Below are 16,209 nucleotides of genomic sequence, written 5' to 3'. Positions count from 1 at the left end.
ACTCCACGCGTGCTTACTTCGCCCTCAGCTTGTCCAGCAGAGGCGACAGGAAGGAGCCTTTCGGCTTCTTTGTCTCGCTGCGGCCGGTGAGCCGCTGCGCGATCTGGAGAAACATCTCCGTCGTCCGATGGCTGGGAGACATTTCCGCAATCATCTGGCCGTTGTTGGCGGCCGCGCCGAAGATCTGCGGCTCGAACGGGATCGTTGCGATCGGTGGGCTTTCGATCGCCTTGGCGAACTCGCTCGCATTGATCTCGGGCCGCTTGGGAACGCCGACCTGGTTCAAGCAGTAGAGCGGCATGCGATCGTTCGGCCGGGCGGCCTTGAGGAGATCGAACATGTTCTTGGTGTTGCGCAGCGAGGCGAGATCCGGCGCCGCGACGATCAGGATGTCGTCCGCGGAGATCAGCGCCCGCTTGGTCCAGCCTGCCCATTGATGCGGAACATCGAGCACGATGCAGGGCATCGAGGCCCGCAGCGTGTCGAACACCGCATCGAATGCCTCAGCGCCGAAATCATAGACCCGGTCGAGCGTCGCAGGCGCGGCCAGCAGGCTCAGATGATCGGTGCATTTCGACAACAGCCGGTCCATGAAGGCGATGTCGATCCGGTCCGGTGAGAACACGGCGTCCGCGATGCCCTGCGCAGGATCCTGGTTGTAGTCGAGGCCGGCGGTGCCGAACGCCAAATCAAGATCTGCCACCACGGAGTCCATCGCCAGGTCGCGCGCGATCGCCCAGGCGATGTTATGGGCCAGGGTCGAGGCTCCGACGCCGCCCTTGGCGCCGACGACGGCAATGATCCGCCCGACAGCCTTGGCTTCCGGCGCCGAGAACAGGTTGCAGATCGAGCGGACGACGTCGATCGGCGTCACTGGCGACAGCACATAGTCGCTGACGCCGCGCCGAACCAGCTCGCGATACAGCGTGACGTCGTTGACGCGGCCGATCACGACGACGCGCGTGCCGGGGTCGCAAACCGTAGCGAGCTGATCCAGGCCGGCCAGGATGTCGGTGCGCGCATCCGTCTCCAGGATGATGACGTTCGGGGTCGGGGCAGACCGGTAGGCCTCGATCGCCGCCGCCATGCCGCCCATCTGAACCTTCAGATGGGCCTTGCCGAGGCGCCGGTCCTCACCGGCGGCCTGAACCGTGGCGGCGGTTTCCACCGTCTCACAGAACGCCTGCACGGACACGCGCGGCGCGGGCGCGATGTGATCGTCGGCCGGCGGCGGCACGACGTCAGGCTGCTCCTCTTGGGTCTGTCGGGCGTAGCTGATCATTTGCCTGTGTCGCTGAGTTTGGCCTTGTCGGCCTCTGGATACGTGATCGCGGTTGATTGTCCCTTGCGATATTTGTCGAACAACGCCGTGCGCCGGGTGGTATAGGACGGCGTTTCGGATCGCGGCTGCACGAGGTCCGACGGGTTTGCAACCATTGCCGCCATGTTGCGCTGGTAGGCGCAGCCGTAGTTCCAGTCAGGCTTGTTGTCGAACCAGTTCTTGTTCTTGATCGACGGCCCGAGGTCGTCCGGCCAGATCCCGCAGGGCCCCGCCGTGGCCGACAGTTTTGGATAGCTCAGCCGGATCGCGGCCATCTGGCGCGGGTCCTTCGGCTGATAGTTGCGGACGGTGATGCCGTGCGGCGGGACGCCGGCGGCGGCCAGCAGGGAGTGGATCTCCCGCATCGAGTCGGCGGCCGCCCGTGCGTTGGGGGTGCCGCTCGGCACGTCGGCGCTGATCCCGCCCGTGCCTTGGCGAATCCAGCTCTGGGCCAGTCCCATCACGTCGGCGCGCTGCTCGGCCGTCAGGCCGCCACGGCCCTGGCCGACGAAGACGACCAGGGAGTCCGGGGCCTCCTGGATCGCGATCGGGTGGCGCAGCCGGTAGTCGTCGGGGATGCTGGCCGTCACGGACGGATCTCTGCGGAAGTTGCAAGCGCCGAGCAGGACCGCTGCGCCGGCCAGGGCCACGGCAAGTTGCAGTCGGCGGTGTCGAGCGGGGCTGGGTTTCGTGGTCATCGTTGCAGGTCCTTGTCCCGGCTCAGTCCGTGATGAAGCCATAGGTGCCGCGATAGTTGCGTCCGGGTTCGACCCGGCCGGGTACGCCGTAGATGCGGTTGATGCTGCCCAGGAGATCGGCCTGGGGATCGGAGGCGGCCGCAAAGCCGTCGTCTGGGCGGGAGAGATCCTTCTGTGCCACGGCGCGGACGACGAACGGCGTCACCAGAACCATCAGCTCGGTCTGGTTGTTGACGTAGTCGCGGCTGCGGAACAGCGCGCCGAGGACCGGCAGCTGCATCAGGCCCGGCATGCCGCTGATCGCCTGCTTGGTCTGCTGCTGGATCAGGCCGGCCATCGCCATGGCGCCGCCGGAAGGAATCTCCAGCGTGGTCTCGGCGCGGCGGGTCTTGATCGAGGGAACCGTCAACGAGTTGACCGTCGACGCGCTGACGGCTTGCGACAGCGTGATCGAATTCTCGTTTGAGAGCTCGGAGACCTCGGTCATCACCCGCATCGAGATCCGGCCCTCGCTGAGCACGACGGGCGTGAAGTTGAGCGAGATGCCGAACTTCTTGAAGCTGATCTGCGTCGTACAGACATGGGTCGTCGGATCGCAGGAGTAACCGGCGGGAACCGGAAACTCGCCACCGGCGATGAAGGTCGCGGACTCGCCCGAGATGGCGGTCAGATTGGGTTCCGCGAGCGTACGGATCACGCCCGCGTTCTCCATCGCGCGCAGTGTCGCCTGCACCGTCGGGGTCGCTCCGCCTAACGACGCGGTCACGGCGTTGTTGGAGACGAGATTGCTGCCGTAGGCGGTGAACGGATTGGAGTTCGCGTATTTGATAACAGCCGTTCCGTAGTTGAGCTGGCCGGAGAGATCGATGCCGAGCTGCTTGACGACCGAGCGCTGTACCTCGGCGACAGTCACCTTCAGCATGACCTGGTCCCGGCCGCGCACGGTGATCGAGTTGACGACCTTGTCGGCGCCGCCGGCGAGCCGGGCGGCCAGTTCGCCGGCCTGCTGGGCTTCGATCTGGCTCGACGCCGAGCCGGTCAGCACGATGCTGTCGGCGAGGCCCTCGATCTGGATATCGGCATTCGGCAGCAACTGCTTCAGCGCCGCCCGCGCGCCGTTCAGGTCGCGCTTGACCGCGATGTCGTAGGCCGCGATCTGCTGGCCCTGCGCGTCGAAGAAGACGATATTCGTCTGACCGATCGCCGCACCGATGATGTAGGCGCGCTGAGAGGAGCGCACGACGGCATTCGCGATCTTCGGATCGGCAACAAGAACGTCCTTGATATCGCGCGGCAGATCGATGACGACGGACTTGCCGATGCCGAGCGCAAGGAAACGTGCATTGTTCTGGCCGTCCGCGGCGGCGGCTGCAGTCGCCGGGCGATAGTCTGCCGCGATCACCGGCGCGATCGCCGGATTGAGGGTCAGCGCAGCGGCGGCCGAAAACGACAGCGCACGGACCAATAGGGTCCGCATCTTCCGCTGATTTTCGCTGCAGGTCATCTGGGTGGTCCTCTTGCTCACTTCTGCGTCGTCATCGTGCTGGGAATGCCGAAGCGGACGACGGCAACGCTGTCGCTGCGCTTGCGGCTGGTCTCGTCCGTGCGGCGCTCGGCCACGTTGACGTCGGCGATGCTGCGGAGCGCCAGGGACAGCGTTCCGGTTTGACGGGCACGCGCGAGCGTCTCGGCCTGTTCCGGCTTCAGCTCCAGCGTGACGGTCTTGCCGACCACCGTGGTCTGGCCGTCCTTTTCCTTGGGGGCCTGATCGATCGCCAGCACGCGGATGTTCGACAGGATGATATCGGAGCTGACGACGTCGCCCGCGTTGGGCTGATCCGGATTGCGTTCGCGCTTGGACAGGATCACGTCGACGCGGTCGTTCGGCAGGATGAAGCCGCCGGCGCCGGTTTCCGGCGAAATCTCGGTGGACACGGCGCGCATGCCGGCCGGCAGGATCGCGGCCATGAAGCCCGAGCCGTCGGCCTTGACGAGCTTCTGTTCGCGGATGGGCTCGCCGGCAATGAACGGCGCCCGCGCGATCGTGCCGGTGATCTGCGTCTGTCCTTCGGGCCGCTCGTTGCGGCGGATGAAGCTGGCGCTGGCCGTGGCCGCCGGCCAGCTCTGCCACTGCAGATCTTCGGGCTTGAGGGATTGGCCGAGGGCGATGTCGCCCTTGGCGACGAGAACGTCGACGGTCGGCATCTGCGGCGCGGGCGCGGCGACTTGAGCCGGCCGGTCGTCGGACCCGCTCGCGAGATATGCGGCCACGCCGCCAGCGCCTACAGCGATGGTCAGAACCACAATGCGTGCGGTATTCATACGCTTCACTTTCCACATGACGCCGCGACGTTTCCGCCGCCGTGATGGGAGTTGAGCAGTTATTCGTCAAAGCATGGTTAATGAGGCGTATCTAAATCGCCTTAACACCGCGTTGACACGGTGTGTTCAGAGAAATGCAAGACGCGCAGCGTCGATCGCCTTCACCCAATCGGTCTCCGGATAGACCATCAGAGCGCCCAGGGCGAGCGCGATGCCATAGGGCACGCCGCTCTCCTTGGCGTGCAGGCGTGCAAGCCAGGGTTGCCCCGCCAGCATGTAGGGCAACGGCCATTGCCGGAACTGCATGAGAGCGAGGGTGAGCACGCCGCCGAAGATCGAGGCGTACAACAGGTAGTTCATCAGGTGGGCGAAGCCGAACCACAGGGCGGCGGCGGATGCAACCTTGGCGTCACCGCCGCCGATCCAGCCGAATGCAAAGCACGTGAACGCAATCACCAGCAAGGTCGCGCCGGCACCGAGATGCATCAGCATGTCTGCCATGCTCATCCCGCTCAGCGGCGCCAGAACCAGGAAGCCGGCGACGAGCGCCAGGGAGACCCGGTTCGAAATGGTCATCGTGAACAGGTCGCTCGCCGCGGCAAAGGCCATCAGGGCCGGAAACAGCAGGAGGCGCGCGAGATCGAGGGTCATGGGCTCTCAATGGCATCGACGCGGGGCATGGGTGCGCCGCTGCGCCAGAGTCTAGCTGCAAGAAATAAATGATCGGGAAACGGCCGGAATGGCCGGCCGGTTGTCGATCTCACCAGACGCTGACGATGCGGGCCGCCAGAGCGAGGATGGACAGGCCGAGGCCGCCGCAGATCCAACGCAAGGCGACGTCGGTCCCGCTGGGCGGAGGCCGGGACGCGGCTGCGGACAAAACGTGGTTACGCATCACTGAACGCCGCGGAGCTGAAGGTGGAAATGATAAAGGCCCCGGATGTCCGGGGCCTTCTTTGCTCGGCCGTGACGACCGCTTACTTCAGCGAGGTGTTGATCGCGCCGAACTTGGAGCTCAGGCTGGAGCCGAGACCGTTCACTGCGGCAATGATCGCGAGCGAGATGCCGGCGGCGATCAGACCGTATTCGATCGCGGTCGCGCCGGATTCATCCTTCACGAAGCGAGCAAGAAGATTCTTCATAGGTAACTCCATGTACACGTGGCTGGTCGAACAAACTCTGGTCGTTGCGGCGTTCTCAGCACCGTGACCATGCGGCCACCCTAGGGGGCAGGAATTTCGGCGTAGTTAATTCGGTCGCCGAAACCCGGCGACAAATGGCTGTTATTGTGCAGAGTAAACGTAGGATGAAGCGGACCGTGATCATTCTAAATGATCCACGGCACGCGCCGTGCCAATCTCGCTGAAAAGATGAGCGCGAGCTTCCACTGCCGCGCCCAATGTTTCCATCGCAGGAGCCTGCGCCGCATTCCGCACCATAGGCATATCGTCCCGTCGACCTGGCCGGCGAGCCCTTGGCTCCGCGTTGATCGTGCTGGACCGATCGGCAGCCCAGCTCGGCCGGCCACGAGGTTCACGGCTCCTTAAGCGCCAAGGAGTACCCCTCGGAACAGTTCATGAGATGAGGAATGTGATGTCCGGTCTGCCATGGGAAGTCGCGCTGATGCTCGGCCAGACCATCGAGAAGGTGCTGCCGATCACCTTGGTGCTGGCGGTGGTGTTCTCGGTGCTCAGCCACTTCTGGGCCTGCAATCCCGGCAAGCCGTGGTGGCAGAAGCGCGAGCTCGTCACCGACGTGGTCTACTGGTTCTTCGTGCCGGTGTTCGCGCGGGTGCTCCGCATCGGCTTTCTCGTGCTCGGCGCCAGCGTTCTCTTCAAGATCCGCGACGCCGACGAGTTGATCGCCTTCTATGAGAACGGGCACGGCCCGCTGGCGCAGCTTCCGGAATGGCTGCAGGGGCTGCTCTTTCTCGTGCTCTCCGACTTCATGCTGTACTGGACGCATCGTCTGTTCCATGGCGGCGAGTTCTGGAAATACCACGCGGTCCACCACTCCTCGGAAGATCTGGAGTGGATTTCGGCGGCCCGCTTCCATCCCATCAACCTGATCCTCGGCACGATCGCGGTCGACGTCATCCTCCTGATGGCCGGCATCTCGCCCAATGTCATGATCTGGGTTGGACCGTTCACGACGTTCCATTCGGCCTTCGTCCACGCCAATCTCAACTGGACGCTGGGCCCGCTGAAATATGTCCTCGCCACGCCCGTCTTCCATCGCTGGCACCACACGTCGATGGAGCAGGGCGGCAACACCAATTTCGCCGGCACGTTCCCGATCTGGGACATCCTGTTCGGCACGTTCCGGATGCCGGAGGGGCAGTTGCCCATGGCCTACGGCAAGGACGAGGCGACGATGCCCGGTGAGTTCGGCGGTCAGCTCGCGTTTCCGTTCCGAAGATGACGTGTTCTGCAACCGCCCGAGCTGAGATGGCGGCGTTTGCAGAACGTTCACCAATTGAGCGCAGATTTGCCGCGTCGGGCGCCGTCACCGCTGCGTATCGCTTGAGACGGCTCGTCAAGGTCCCGGGGTTGAGTATGTCGTTCTGTGTATCGCGTCGTCCTTCTGTTTCCTTCGCATTGCGGGCGGCTGTCGCCGCCGTGCTGCTGTGGCCGGCTGCCGCCTCGGCGGAACCCGATCCTGCCATCGCCGTGAATGTCGACCAGGCCAAGCTGGTCAAGTTGCCCGACCGGGTCGCGACCCTCGTCGTCGGCAATCCGATGATCGCCGATGTGACCTTGCAGAGCGGCGGCATCATCGTCGTCACCGGCAAGAGCTACGGTGCCACCAACTTCATTGCGATGGATCGCGGCGGACAGGTGCTGATCGATCGCCAGATCCAGGTCGCCGGACCCACCGACCAGCTCGTCACGGTGTATCGCGGCGTCGATCGTGAGACCTATAGCTGCATGCCGATCTGCCAGCGCCGGGTGACCTTGGGCGACGGCGACAACTACTTCAAATCGGTGCTCGACCAGGCTGGAACGATGTCCAGCACGGCGAGCGGCAACGCGGCAGCGGCGTCGAAGACCAACTGAGCGCTGGCTTGGCCATGCTTGGCCGGGTCGATGGATGTCTGACCGCATTTCCACGGGCGTCCGCACCGACGATGCGGTGAGCCTTGCCGCTGGCGCTGCGGCTCGATAGCCCGATTCGTTTGGTTTCGATGGTCGGATCGGACAGGTGGCGCTGCCTCAAAGGGCTGACTGCGAGCGACCCCCCAAGCATGCAGGGCGATCGCATATGGTTTTCCCGGGCGGACCTTTCATGGCCTCGTGGTTCGAGACGCGTCGCAAGAGCGACGCTCCTCACCATGAGGATCAACAGCTTTGCGGCGGAGAAAGGCCCTCATCCTGAGGAGCCCGCCGAAGGCGGGCGTCTCGAAGGATGGTCGCGAAAAGACTGCGCGCCCAGCTTTTTCACCATATGCGATCGCCCTGCCCAAGCATGGTTAGCGGGACGTTGATGCGGCGGGCCATACTGTCCGTATCGTAGGAAACTCTTTCCCAAGGAGTTTCCGCTATTCGTTTCACTCAGGTTGATGTGCCTTTCCAGTCCGGATGACCCCATGCAAGCCTCCGTCTCCTCGACCGCTTCGATGCGCCGGCTGCTGCGCCGCTTCCGGCGCAACAGGCGGGCATCGGCCGCGCTCGAATTCGCGCTGGTCGCGCCGGTCTTCTTTGCGCTGCTGTTCGCGATCATCGAAACGGCGCTGATGTTCTTTGCCGGCCAGGTGCTCGAGACCATCACGCAGGACTCGGCGCGCATGATCCTGACCGGACAGGCGCAACAGGGCTCCTATACGCAGTCGCAGTTCGCGAGCTACGTCTGCACCCAGGTTCCCGCGCTGTTCGACTGCAACAAGATCTATATCGATGTGAAGAGCTACTCCTCGTTCGGGAGCGTCTCGATCAGCAACCAGATCGACAACAGCGGCAACTTCGTCAACAACATGACCTACAGTCCGGGCGCCGCCGGAGACATTGTCGTCGTCAGGCTGTTTTATCAGTGGCCGATCTTCGTGACCGGCCTCGGCTACAACATCGCCAACCTGAGCGGCAGCAAGCGGCTGCTGGTGGGTACGGCCGCATTCAAGAACGAGCCGTATTCATAACACGGACCTCGCGAGCTGCTTCTGAGGGACACCAGGAATTCATCATGCCGTTGGGAAGAATGCCGGGTATGTCTTCGCGCCTGCGCCTGTGGCGTCGCATCGACGCCTTCGCTGCCGATTGTCGCGGTGTCGCGGCCACCGAGTTCGCATTCATCGTGCCGCTGATGCTGGTGATGTTCTTCGGCACGGTCGAATTCTGCTCGGCCATCGCCGTCGACCGCAAGGTCACTTTGATGGCGCGCACCCTGTCCGATCTGACGTCGCAGTCGACCACGGTCGGCGACAGCGACATGTCGAACTTCTTCGCCGCCTCGACCGGCATCATGTATCCGTACTCGACCACGCCGGTGAATGCGACGATCACCGAACTCTATGTCGATCCCACCACCATGCAGGCGACGGTGAAGTGGAGTAAGGGGTCGACGCCGCGGACCGTGGGCATGACGGTCGGCGTGCCGGCTGAATTGCTGGTGTCCGGCACCTATCTGATCTTCAGCGAGGTGAACTACCAATACGTTCCGACGATCGGCTACGTCATGGGCAAGACGGGCGTCAATCTCAGCGACGTCGCCTATACCCGGCCGCGGCAGTCGACCTGTGTGATGTATAGCCCGGCGACCTCCTGCTGAGCTGAGCGCCGGACTAATCCTGCGCGGTGCCGGGTCCGCTTGCGCGCGGGCAGCAGACGGCGTTCCAGGGCGATCACAATCCGACGGCGAACAGCCGGCAAATAAAAAAGGCCGCACAAGGCGGCCTTTCGTTGTCCAGGTGGGCAATCGTAGGCGATTGCCCTGGCGTCGCTCAATTGGCGGCGCGGAGATTGTCGGCCGACGACTTGCCCGAACGGCGGTCCGCCACGATCTCGTAGGAGATCTTCTGGCCTTCGCGCAGCGTGCCGAGACCAGCGCGCTCGACGGCGCTGATGTGCACGAACACGTCGTTGCCGCCGTCGTCCGGCTGAATGAAGCCATAGCCCTTGGTTGCGTTAAACCACTTCACGGTTCCCATGCTCACGGGGGTAGTTCCCTTCTCAGATACCAAATGCGTAACCCAGTCTCCTGGGCTGGTTAGATCGAATTTTTGGAAGGGTCGTCAGCGTCTGAACCGGCTGTACCGGTAATAGCTAATCTCGTCCGGCCGAAAATCGATTGCGGGATATATTATTGGAAATGCCCGCGCAAAACAATCCTGAGCTGCGCGAGAGTGCATGATTTTTTGACGCGCCGGCTCGATGCCGACGCGCTGAATTGTCGCTGATTGCGCAAGGCTTGATCAATCCGCCGGGCCGGGCGGAACATTGCTCCGCCCAATCCCCCTAGCGCCGACGGAACTGGCCGCCGCGCTGCGCTGCGCCACGCGGAGGACCGCCGGGCGAGCTGGCACGCTCGTCCTTGTGGCGGAAGATCAGCCGACCCTTTTCGAGGTCGTAGGGCGACATCTCGACGGTCACGCGGTCTCCCGCGAGCGTCTTGATGCGATTCTTTTTCATCTTGCCGGCGGTGTAGGCAACGATCTCGTGCCCCGCGTCGAGTTGTACCCGATAGCGTGCATCGGGAAGGATTTCGGTGACCAGCCCTTCGAACTGGATCAGCTCTTCCTTAGCCATGTCTTTCTCCAGATCGATAGACGTCTAGTTTGGCCGTTGGTTGCGGTTGTGAGCGTGGTTTTTGGGTCTGCCCTCGCGATGCAGGAAAGCAACGCCTTGAATCGACCCGGCCTTGCCGCCGCCTTGCGACGGCCGCTGGGGCTCCTGACGATTGCCTGGCAGAGACGCCATCTTAGCATTGGAACGACGGCGACGGCGAGGGCCTTTTGCGGCGGTGCCACCCTCGTTGGTCCGCGCATTCTGCATGCCAGGACGGCCACCGCGCTGAGGCGGTTTAGCCGGTGCTGCAGCTTCGCGGAGGCCGGGCGTGCGGCGATCGTCGCGCGGCAGCGAGATCTTGATCAGCCGTTCGATGTCGCGAAGATAGGACAGCTCGTCCGATCCCGCCACGAGCGAAATCGCAACGCCCTCGGCACCGGCGCGCGCCGTGCGGCCGATCCGGTGGACGTAGGTTTCGGGCACGTTCGGCAGGTCGAAATTGACGACATGGCTGACGCCGTCGACGTCGATGCCGCGCGCCGCGATGTCGGTCGCGACCAGGGTGCGGATCTCGCCGGAGCGGAAGGCGGCCAGAGTGCGCTCGCGGTGATTTTGCGATTTGTTGCCGTGGATCGCCTGGGACGGGATGCCGGCCTTTTCCAGGCTCTTCACGACCTTGTCGGCGCCGTGCTTGGTCCGGGTGAACACCAGCGCGCGGTTGACTGGCTCCTGCTTGAGCAACTGAGCCAGAAGGTTCGGCTTGGCCGAGTGGTCGACGTGGATCACGCGCTGCGCAATGCGCTCGACCGTCGAGGAGACGGGGGTCACCGCGACCCGCGCGGGGTCGCGCAGCATGGCGTCCGCGAGCTCGGCGATGTCCTTAGGCATGGTGGCCGAGAAGAACAGCGTCTGCCGCTTGATCGGCAGCTTGGCCACGATCTTCCGGATGTCGTTGATGAAGCCCATGTCGAGCATGCGGTCGGCTTCGTCGAGCACCAGGAACTCGACATGGGTCAGCTTCAAAGCGTTGCTCTGGACCAGATCGAGCAGCCGGCCAGGGGTGGCAACCAGCACTTCGAGGCCGGGCATCACAGCGCGGACCTGGCGTCCCATCGGCACGCCGCCGATCGCGAGCGCCGAGCTCAGGCGGATGTGCCGGCCGTAGGTGTTGAAGCTGTCGAGGATCTGACCCGACAATTCGCGGGTCGGGCTCAGCACCAGCACGCGTGCCGTCTTCGGCTGCGGCTTGATCCGGTTCTGCAGCAGGCGGTGAAGGATCGGCAGCGCAAACGAAGCCGTCTTGCCGGTTCCCGTCTGGGCGATGCCGATCACGTCGCGGCCTTCGAGCGCGAGCGGGATGGTCTGGGCCTGGATCGGGGTGGGGGTGGTGTAGTTCTCTTCCTTCAGCGCGCGCGTCAGCGCGTCGGCGAGGTTAAAATCCTGGAAGGATGTCAAAAGATTGGGCTTTCCATAAGAGGATAAGGCCCGTGTCGGCAGGCAGCCGGACGCGGGTGGGTGGTTGAGAGACACCCGCGTGTTTGGAGCGCCTAGATTGGATGGGTGAGAATGCAAAGCCAGAAGCTCGGGTCGAGCTAAAGAACACGCGGCTTGCAAAGATCCGGCCGATTCGCCTCGATCTACCGGATATATGGAACAGGTGGACGGCACATGCAAGGCCGCTGCGCAACGGATCGGCTTTCCGGGTGGTACCCGGCTGCTTTAAATTTAGCCATTCAAAACAAAGTGCACAAATCCTGCGCTATGTGCTATCTGATTAATCATCGAGCTTGCTCAATTCGATAGCAGAAGGCAGCGACCTCGCGCCACGAGAGCGCGAAGTTCCACTTTTGTGTCAATGCCTTACCAGATGTGCACGGCATGGCACACTTCTTGCGATTCTTCCGCCGCAGACCGCCGGCCGCCTTGGCTGCGAAGCACGTCTGCGTCAGGGAGATATTACCTCATGCTTACTCGACTCACTCAGGAATTAACGGCGCCGTTCAGCCGCCGTCGCTGGCTGGCTGCTGCTGCCGGCCTGGCGCTCGGCGCAGCCGGCTTTGGCCCGGCCAAGGCCGCTGACGACACCATCAAGATTGGCGTTCTGCATTCTCTGTCCGGCACCATGGCCATCAGCGAGACCACGCTGAAGGATACGATCTTGTTCCTGATCGACGAACAGAACAAGAAGGGCGGCGTGCTCGGCAAGAAGCTCGAGGCCGTCGTCGTCGACCCCGCCTCGAACTGGCCGCTGTTCGCCGAGAAGGCGCGCGAGCTGATCACCAAGGACAAGGTCGCGGTCGTGTTCGGCTGCTGGACCTCGGTGTCGCGCAAGTCGGTGCTGCCGGTGTTCAAGGAGCTCAACAGCATCCTGTTCTACCCGGTCCAGTACGAGGGCGAGGAGAGCGAGCGCAACGTGTTCTACACCGGTGCGGCGCCGAACCAGCAGGCGATCCCGGCGGTCGACTACCTGATGAAGGAAGAGAAGGTGAAGCGCTGGGTGCTGGCCGGCACCGACTACGTCTATCCGCGCACCACCAACAAGATCCTCGAAGCCTACCTGAAGTCGAAGGGCGTGGCTCAGGACGACATCATGATCAACTACACGCCGTTCGGTCACTCCGACTGGCAGACGATCGTGGCCGACATCAAGAAGTTCGGCTCGGCCGGCAAGAAGACCGCCGTGGTCTCGACCATCAACGGCGACGCCAACGTTCCGTTCTACAAGGAGCTCGGCAACCAGGGCATCAAGGCCAAGGACATCCCGGTGGTCGCGTTCTCGGTGGGTGAGGAAGAGCTCGCCGGCATCGACACCAAGCCGCTGGTCGGCCATCTCGCTGCCTGGAACTATTTCGAGTCGATCAAGACCCCGGCGAACGAGAAGTTCATCAAGGAGTGGCAGGCCTACACCAAGAACCCGAAGCGCGTGACCAACGACCCGATGGAGGCCCACTATATCGGCTTCAACATGTGGGTGAAGGCGGTCGAGAAGGCGAAGTCGACCGATCCGGACAAGGTCATCGACGCGCTCCCGGGCATCGAGGCGCCGAACCTGACCGGCGGCGTGTCGAAGATGCTGCCGAACCACCACATCACCAAGCCGGTGTTCATCGGCGAGATCAAGGGCGATGGCCAGTTCAGCGTCGTCTACAAGACCAAGGATCTCGTCCCGGGCGACGCCTGGTCGAAGGAGCTCGAGGGCTCGAAGGACCTGATCGGCGATTGGGTCGGCAAGAAGTGCGGCAACTTCAACGTCAAGACCAACAAGTGCCTGGGCTCGGGCTCCTGATCCCGACCTGACGCGACCATGACGACAGGAGAAGGCGGCGATGTTGCCGCCTTCTCTTGACCTCCTGAACTCCTGCCGGGGTTGTCCAGTGCCTGCTGTTTTTCTGGCGATCATTCGCCGTCTGCTTGTTTTGCTCGCCCTGATCGCTGTTTCCGTTCCCGCCTTCGCAGCCAGTTTCGAAGAGTCGGTCGCGAAGCTCGCGAACGATGATTTCTCGGACACGAACGAGGCCGTCGGCGAGATCGCGGTGTCGGGCAACCCGCTGGCTTTTCCGATCATCAGCGCGCTCCAGGACGAGCGGCTGATGTTCGATGCCGAAACCAAGAAGGTCTATGTCAAGCAGACCGACGGCAAGATCATCGATGCCGCGACCGGCGCTGCCGTCGACAAGCTTCCGGACAATGCCGCGGCGGTCAGCCTCAACAACCGGCTCCGGCGCAGCGTGGATGCTGCGCTGGGTGGCCTGACGCTGTTGTCGCCGGATACCAACACACGCCTGACCGCCGCCAAATCGGTGTTCAAGTCGCATGAGGAGGCGACGCTGCCGACGGTGGAATCGGCGCTCGCCAAGGAAACCAATCGCGCGGTCAAGCAGGCGTTGACCGAGGCGCGGGCTGCCATCCTCCTGTTCAAGTCCGACGCGAGCGAGGTGGACAAGCTTGAAGCGGTCGCCACCATCAGGTCGCGCGGCGACCAGGAGGCGCTTGCGCTGCTGACCGAGATCAGCGGCGGCGACCAGCCGGCCACCGTCACCAAGGCTGCTGCCAGCGCGATCTCATCGATCCAGAGCTCGCTCGCAATCTGGTCCGGCGTGCAGAACGCCTGGTACGGCCTGTCGCTCGGCTCGGTGCTGCTGCTCGCCGCCATCGGCCTCGCCATCACCTTCGGGGTGATGGGCGTCATCAACATGGCCCATGGCGAGATGGTGATGCTCGGCGCCTACACCACCTTTGTCGTGCAGGAGGTCATCCGCACGCGGTACCCGGCGCTGTTCGACTATTCGCTGCTGATTGCCGTCCCGCTCGCCTTCCTGGTCGCCGGCGCGATCGGCGTGCTGATCGAGCGCACCATCATTCGCTTCCTCTACGGGCGTCCGTTGGAAACCTTGCTCGCGACTTGGGGCCTGTCGCTGATCCTGCAGCAGGCGGTGCGCACGGCGTTCGGTCCGACCAACCGCGAGGTCGGCAATCCCTCCTGGATGAGCGGTGCGTTCGAGCTCGGCCAGATCACCATCACCTACAACCGGCTCTGGATCCTCTGCTTCACGATGGCCGTGTTCGCCATCCTGCTGGCGATGCTGCGCTACACTGCGCTTGGTCTGGAGATGCGCGCGGTGACACAGAACCGGCGCATGGCGGCCTCGATGGGCATCGCGACCTCGCGGGTCGATGCGCTCACCTTCGGGCTCGGCTCAGGCATTGCCGGCATCGCCGGCGTGGCGCTGTCGCAGATCGACAATGTCAGCCCGAACCTCGGCCAGAGCTACATCATCGATTCCTTCATGGTCGTGGTGTTCGGCGGCGTCGGCAATCTCTGGGGCACGCTGGTCGGCGCCTTCACGCTGGGCATCGCCAACAAGTTCCTGGAGCCGGTCGCCGGCGCCGTGCTCGGCAAGATCGCGATCCTGGTGCTGATCATCCTGTTCATTCAGAAGCGCCCGCGCGGCTTGTTCGCGCTCAAGGGCCGGGCGGTGGAAGCATGATGCCGCACGTCCTCACCCGGTCGCTCGATCGCGCCGCAACCATCTTCGTGCTCGTGGTCGCCGCCTGCGGCGTGCTGATCCCGCTGTCCAACCTGCTGCTGCCGGCCGGCTCGGCCTTGCAGGTGCCGACCTATCTGGTCGCGCTGTGGGGCAAATATGTCTGCTACGCGATCCTGGCGCTCTCGATCGACCTGATCTGGGGCTATTGCGGCATTCTCTCGCTTGGCCATGGCGCGTTCTTCGCGCTCGGCGGCTACGCGATGGGCATGTATCTGATGCGCCAGATCGGCACCCGGGGCGTCTATGGCAACCCGATCCTGCCGGACTTCATGGTGTTCCTGAACTATTCCAAGCTGCCCTGGTACTGGCACGGCTTCGACATGTTCTGGTTTGCAGCTTTGATGGTGCTCGTGGTGCCCGGCCTGCTCGCCTTCTGCTTCGGCTGGCTCGCCTTCCGCTCGCGCGTCACCGGCGTGTATCTGTCGATCATCACCCAGGCGATGACCTACGCGCTGCTGCTCGCCTTCTTCCGCAATGATTTCGGCTTCGGCGGCAACAACGGCCTGACCGACTTCAAGGACATTCTCGGCTTCAACGTCCAGGCGGAAGGCACCCGCGCCGCGCTGTTCGCGCTGAGCTGCCTTGCGCTCATTCTGGCGTTCCTGATCTGCCGGGCGGTCGTGTCATCGAAGCTCGGCAAGGTGCTGATCGCGATCCGCGACGCCGAGTCGCGGACGCGCTTCCTCGGCTACCGCGTCGAGTCCTACAAGCTGTTCGTGTTCACGCTGTCGGCCTGCATGGCCGGCGTCGCCGGCGCGCTCTACGTCCCGCAGGTCGGCATCATCAACCCCTCCGAGTTCGCGCCCGGCAATTCGATCGAGGCCGTGATCTGGGTCGCGGTCGGCGGCCGCGGCACGCTGGTCGGGGCTGCGCTTGGCGCCGTCGTCGTGAACTACGCCAAGACCTTCTTCACTTCGGGCGTGCTGGCGCCCTACTGGCTGTTCATGCTCGGCGCATTGTTCGTGCTCGTCACTCTGCTGTTGCCCAAAGGCATTATCGGCACCTTCAATTCCTGGTGGGATCAGCTCGGCAGCAGGAGGCTGAACGCCGAGAGCGCCGCCCGCGAGGACGGCGTCACCGAACCCAAGATGGCGGAGTGAGCG

At 63.7% G+C, this 16,209-nt stretch carries 16 protein-coding genes; 7 read left to right on the top strand and 9 right to left on the bottom strand.

All coding sequences use genetic code 11. The features are described from left to right. Window positions 1-13: 13 nt before the first annotated feature. From ACQR10_RS25095 to ACQR10_RS25070, 6 genes are all read right to left on the bottom strand, one after another. On the bottom strand, window positions 14-1,282 hold the full coding sequence (locus ACQR10_RS25095; protein ID WP_315804695.1) for an AAA family ATPase: 1,269 nt from the start codon (window positions 1,280-1,282) through the stop codon (window positions 14-16). Next, window positions 1,279-2,019, bottom strand: coding sequence for a CpaD family pilus assembly protein (locus ACQR10_RS25090; RefSeq protein WP_316216460.1), 741 nt, complete (start codon window positions 2,017-2,019; stop codon window positions 1,279-1,281). Before ACQR10_RS25090 ends, ACQR10_RS25095 begins: the two co-directional genes overlap by 4 nt. 22 nt (window positions 2,020-2,041) lie before the next feature. Next, window positions 2,042-3,523, bottom strand: a complete 1,482-nt coding sequence (locus tag ACQR10_RS25085; protein ID WP_316177235.1) for a type II and III secretion system protein family protein — start codon at window positions 3,521-3,523, stop codon at window positions 2,042-2,044. A gap of 17 nt (window positions 3,524-3,540) precedes the next feature. Beyond that, window positions 3,541-4,341, bottom strand: coding sequence for a Flp pilus assembly protein CpaB (gene cpaB / locus ACQR10_RS25080; protein WP_315713815.1), 801 nt, complete (start codon window positions 4,339-4,341; stop codon window positions 3,541-3,543). A 126-nt stretch (window positions 4,342-4,467) separates the two neighbouring features. Further along, complete coding sequence (locus ACQR10_RS25075) at window positions 4,468-4,992, bottom strand: A24 family peptidase (RefSeq protein ID WP_316216461.1); 525 nt, start codon at window positions 4,990-4,992, stop codon at window positions 4,468-4,470. A 326-nt stretch (window positions 4,993-5,318) separates the two neighbouring features. Continuing rightward, window positions 5,319-5,483 carry a Flp family type IVb pilin gene (locus tag ACQR10_RS25070; RefSeq protein WP_231317342.1) on the bottom strand — a complete coding sequence of 55 codons (165 nt, stop codon included), beginning with the start codon at window positions 5,481-5,483 and terminating at the stop codon, window positions 5,319-5,321. 451 nt (window positions 5,484-5,934) lie between these two features. Here ACQR10_RS25070 and ACQR10_RS25065 point away from each other — a divergent pair, with 451 nt between their 5' ends. The 4 genes from ACQR10_RS25065 (at window position 5,935) to ACQR10_RS25050 (ending at window position 9,102) form a co-directional block, all read left to right on the top strand. Beyond that, window positions 5,935-6,762 (top strand): sterol desaturase family protein, encoded by an 828-nt coding sequence (locus ACQR10_RS25065; protein ID WP_315804697.1) that lies wholly within the window; start codon window positions 5,935-5,937, stop codon window positions 6,760-6,762. 134 nt (window positions 6,763-6,896) lie between these two features. After that, the gene (locus tag ACQR10_RS25060) at window positions 6,897-7,397 is read left to right on the top strand and encodes a pilus assembly protein N-terminal domain-containing protein (protein ID WP_315804698.1); all 501 of its coding nucleotides are present in this window, start codon (window positions 6,897-6,899) and stop codon (window positions 7,395-7,397) included. Between the two features lie 530 nt (window positions 7,398-7,927). Beyond that, entirely contained in the window at window positions 7,928-8,473 is a 546-nt protein-coding gene (locus ACQR10_RS25055; RefSeq protein WP_315804699.1) for a TadE/TadG family type IV pilus assembly protein, read from the top strand. Between the two features lie 68 nt (window positions 8,474-8,541). Next, entirely contained in the window at window positions 8,542-9,102 is a 561-nt protein-coding gene (locus tag ACQR10_RS25050) for a TadE/TadG family type IV pilus assembly protein (protein ID WP_315804700.1), read from the top strand. 172 nt (window positions 9,103-9,274) lie between these two features. On the opposite strand, the gene ACQR10_RS25045 is transcribed toward ACQR10_RS25050, so the two are convergent. From ACQR10_RS25045 to ACQR10_RS25035, 3 genes are all read right to left on the bottom strand, one after another. After that, the gene (locus tag ACQR10_RS25045; RefSeq protein WP_006612155.1) at window positions 9,275-9,487 is read right to left on the bottom strand and encodes a cold-shock protein; all 213 of its coding nucleotides are present in this window, start codon (window positions 9,485-9,487) and stop codon (window positions 9,275-9,277) included. Between the two features lie 301 nt (window positions 9,488-9,788). Then, window positions 9,789-10,079: a translation initiation factor IF-1 gene (gene infA / locus ACQR10_RS25040; protein WP_315713821.1), complete on the bottom strand. Its 291-nt coding sequence runs from the start codon at window positions 10,077-10,079 to the stop codon at window positions 9,789-9,791. Window positions 10,080-10,103: 24 nt separating this feature from the next. Then, window positions 10,104-11,513 carry a DEAD/DEAH box helicase gene (locus tag ACQR10_RS25035; protein ID WP_315804840.1) on the bottom strand — a complete coding sequence of 470 codons (1,410 nt, stop codon included), beginning with the start codon at window positions 11,511-11,513 and terminating at the stop codon, window positions 10,104-10,106. Window positions 11,514-12,021: 508 nt separating this feature from the next. Between ACQR10_RS25035 and urtA the strand changes: the two genes are divergently transcribed. The 3 genes from urtA (at window position 12,022) to urtC (ending at window position 16,206) form a co-directional block, all read left to right on the top strand. Further along, window positions 12,022-13,344 carry an urea ABC transporter substrate-binding protein gene (gene urtA, locus ACQR10_RS25030; protein WP_315804702.1) on the top strand — a complete coding sequence of 441 codons (1,323 nt, stop codon included), beginning with the start codon at window positions 12,022-12,024 and terminating at the stop codon, window positions 13,342-13,344. A 103-nt stretch (window positions 13,345-13,447) separates the two neighbouring features. Continuing rightward, the gene (urtB, locus tag ACQR10_RS25025) at window positions 13,448-15,046 is read left to right on the top strand and encodes an urea ABC transporter permease subunit UrtB (RefSeq protein ID WP_434848598.1); all 1,599 of its coding nucleotides are present in this window, start codon (window positions 13,448-13,450) and stop codon (window positions 15,044-15,046) included. Then, a complete protein-coding gene (gene urtC / locus ACQR10_RS25020; RefSeq protein ID WP_315804703.1) occupies window positions 15,043-16,206 on the top strand; it encodes an urea ABC transporter permease subunit UrtC in 1,164 nt (387 codons plus the stop codon). Before urtB ends, urtC begins: the two co-directional genes overlap by 4 nt. Window positions 16,207-16,209 lie beyond the last annotated feature (3 nt).

It is taken from the genome of Bradyrhizobium sp. HKCCYLRH2060 (genome assembly GCF_051168135.1).
Lineage (GTDB): Bacteria > Pseudomonadota > Alphaproteobacteria > Rhizobiales > Xanthobacteraceae > Bradyrhizobium.
Note: the sequence above shows the minus strand (reverse complement) of the source record. Positions and strands in the feature narration are given on the sequence as shown.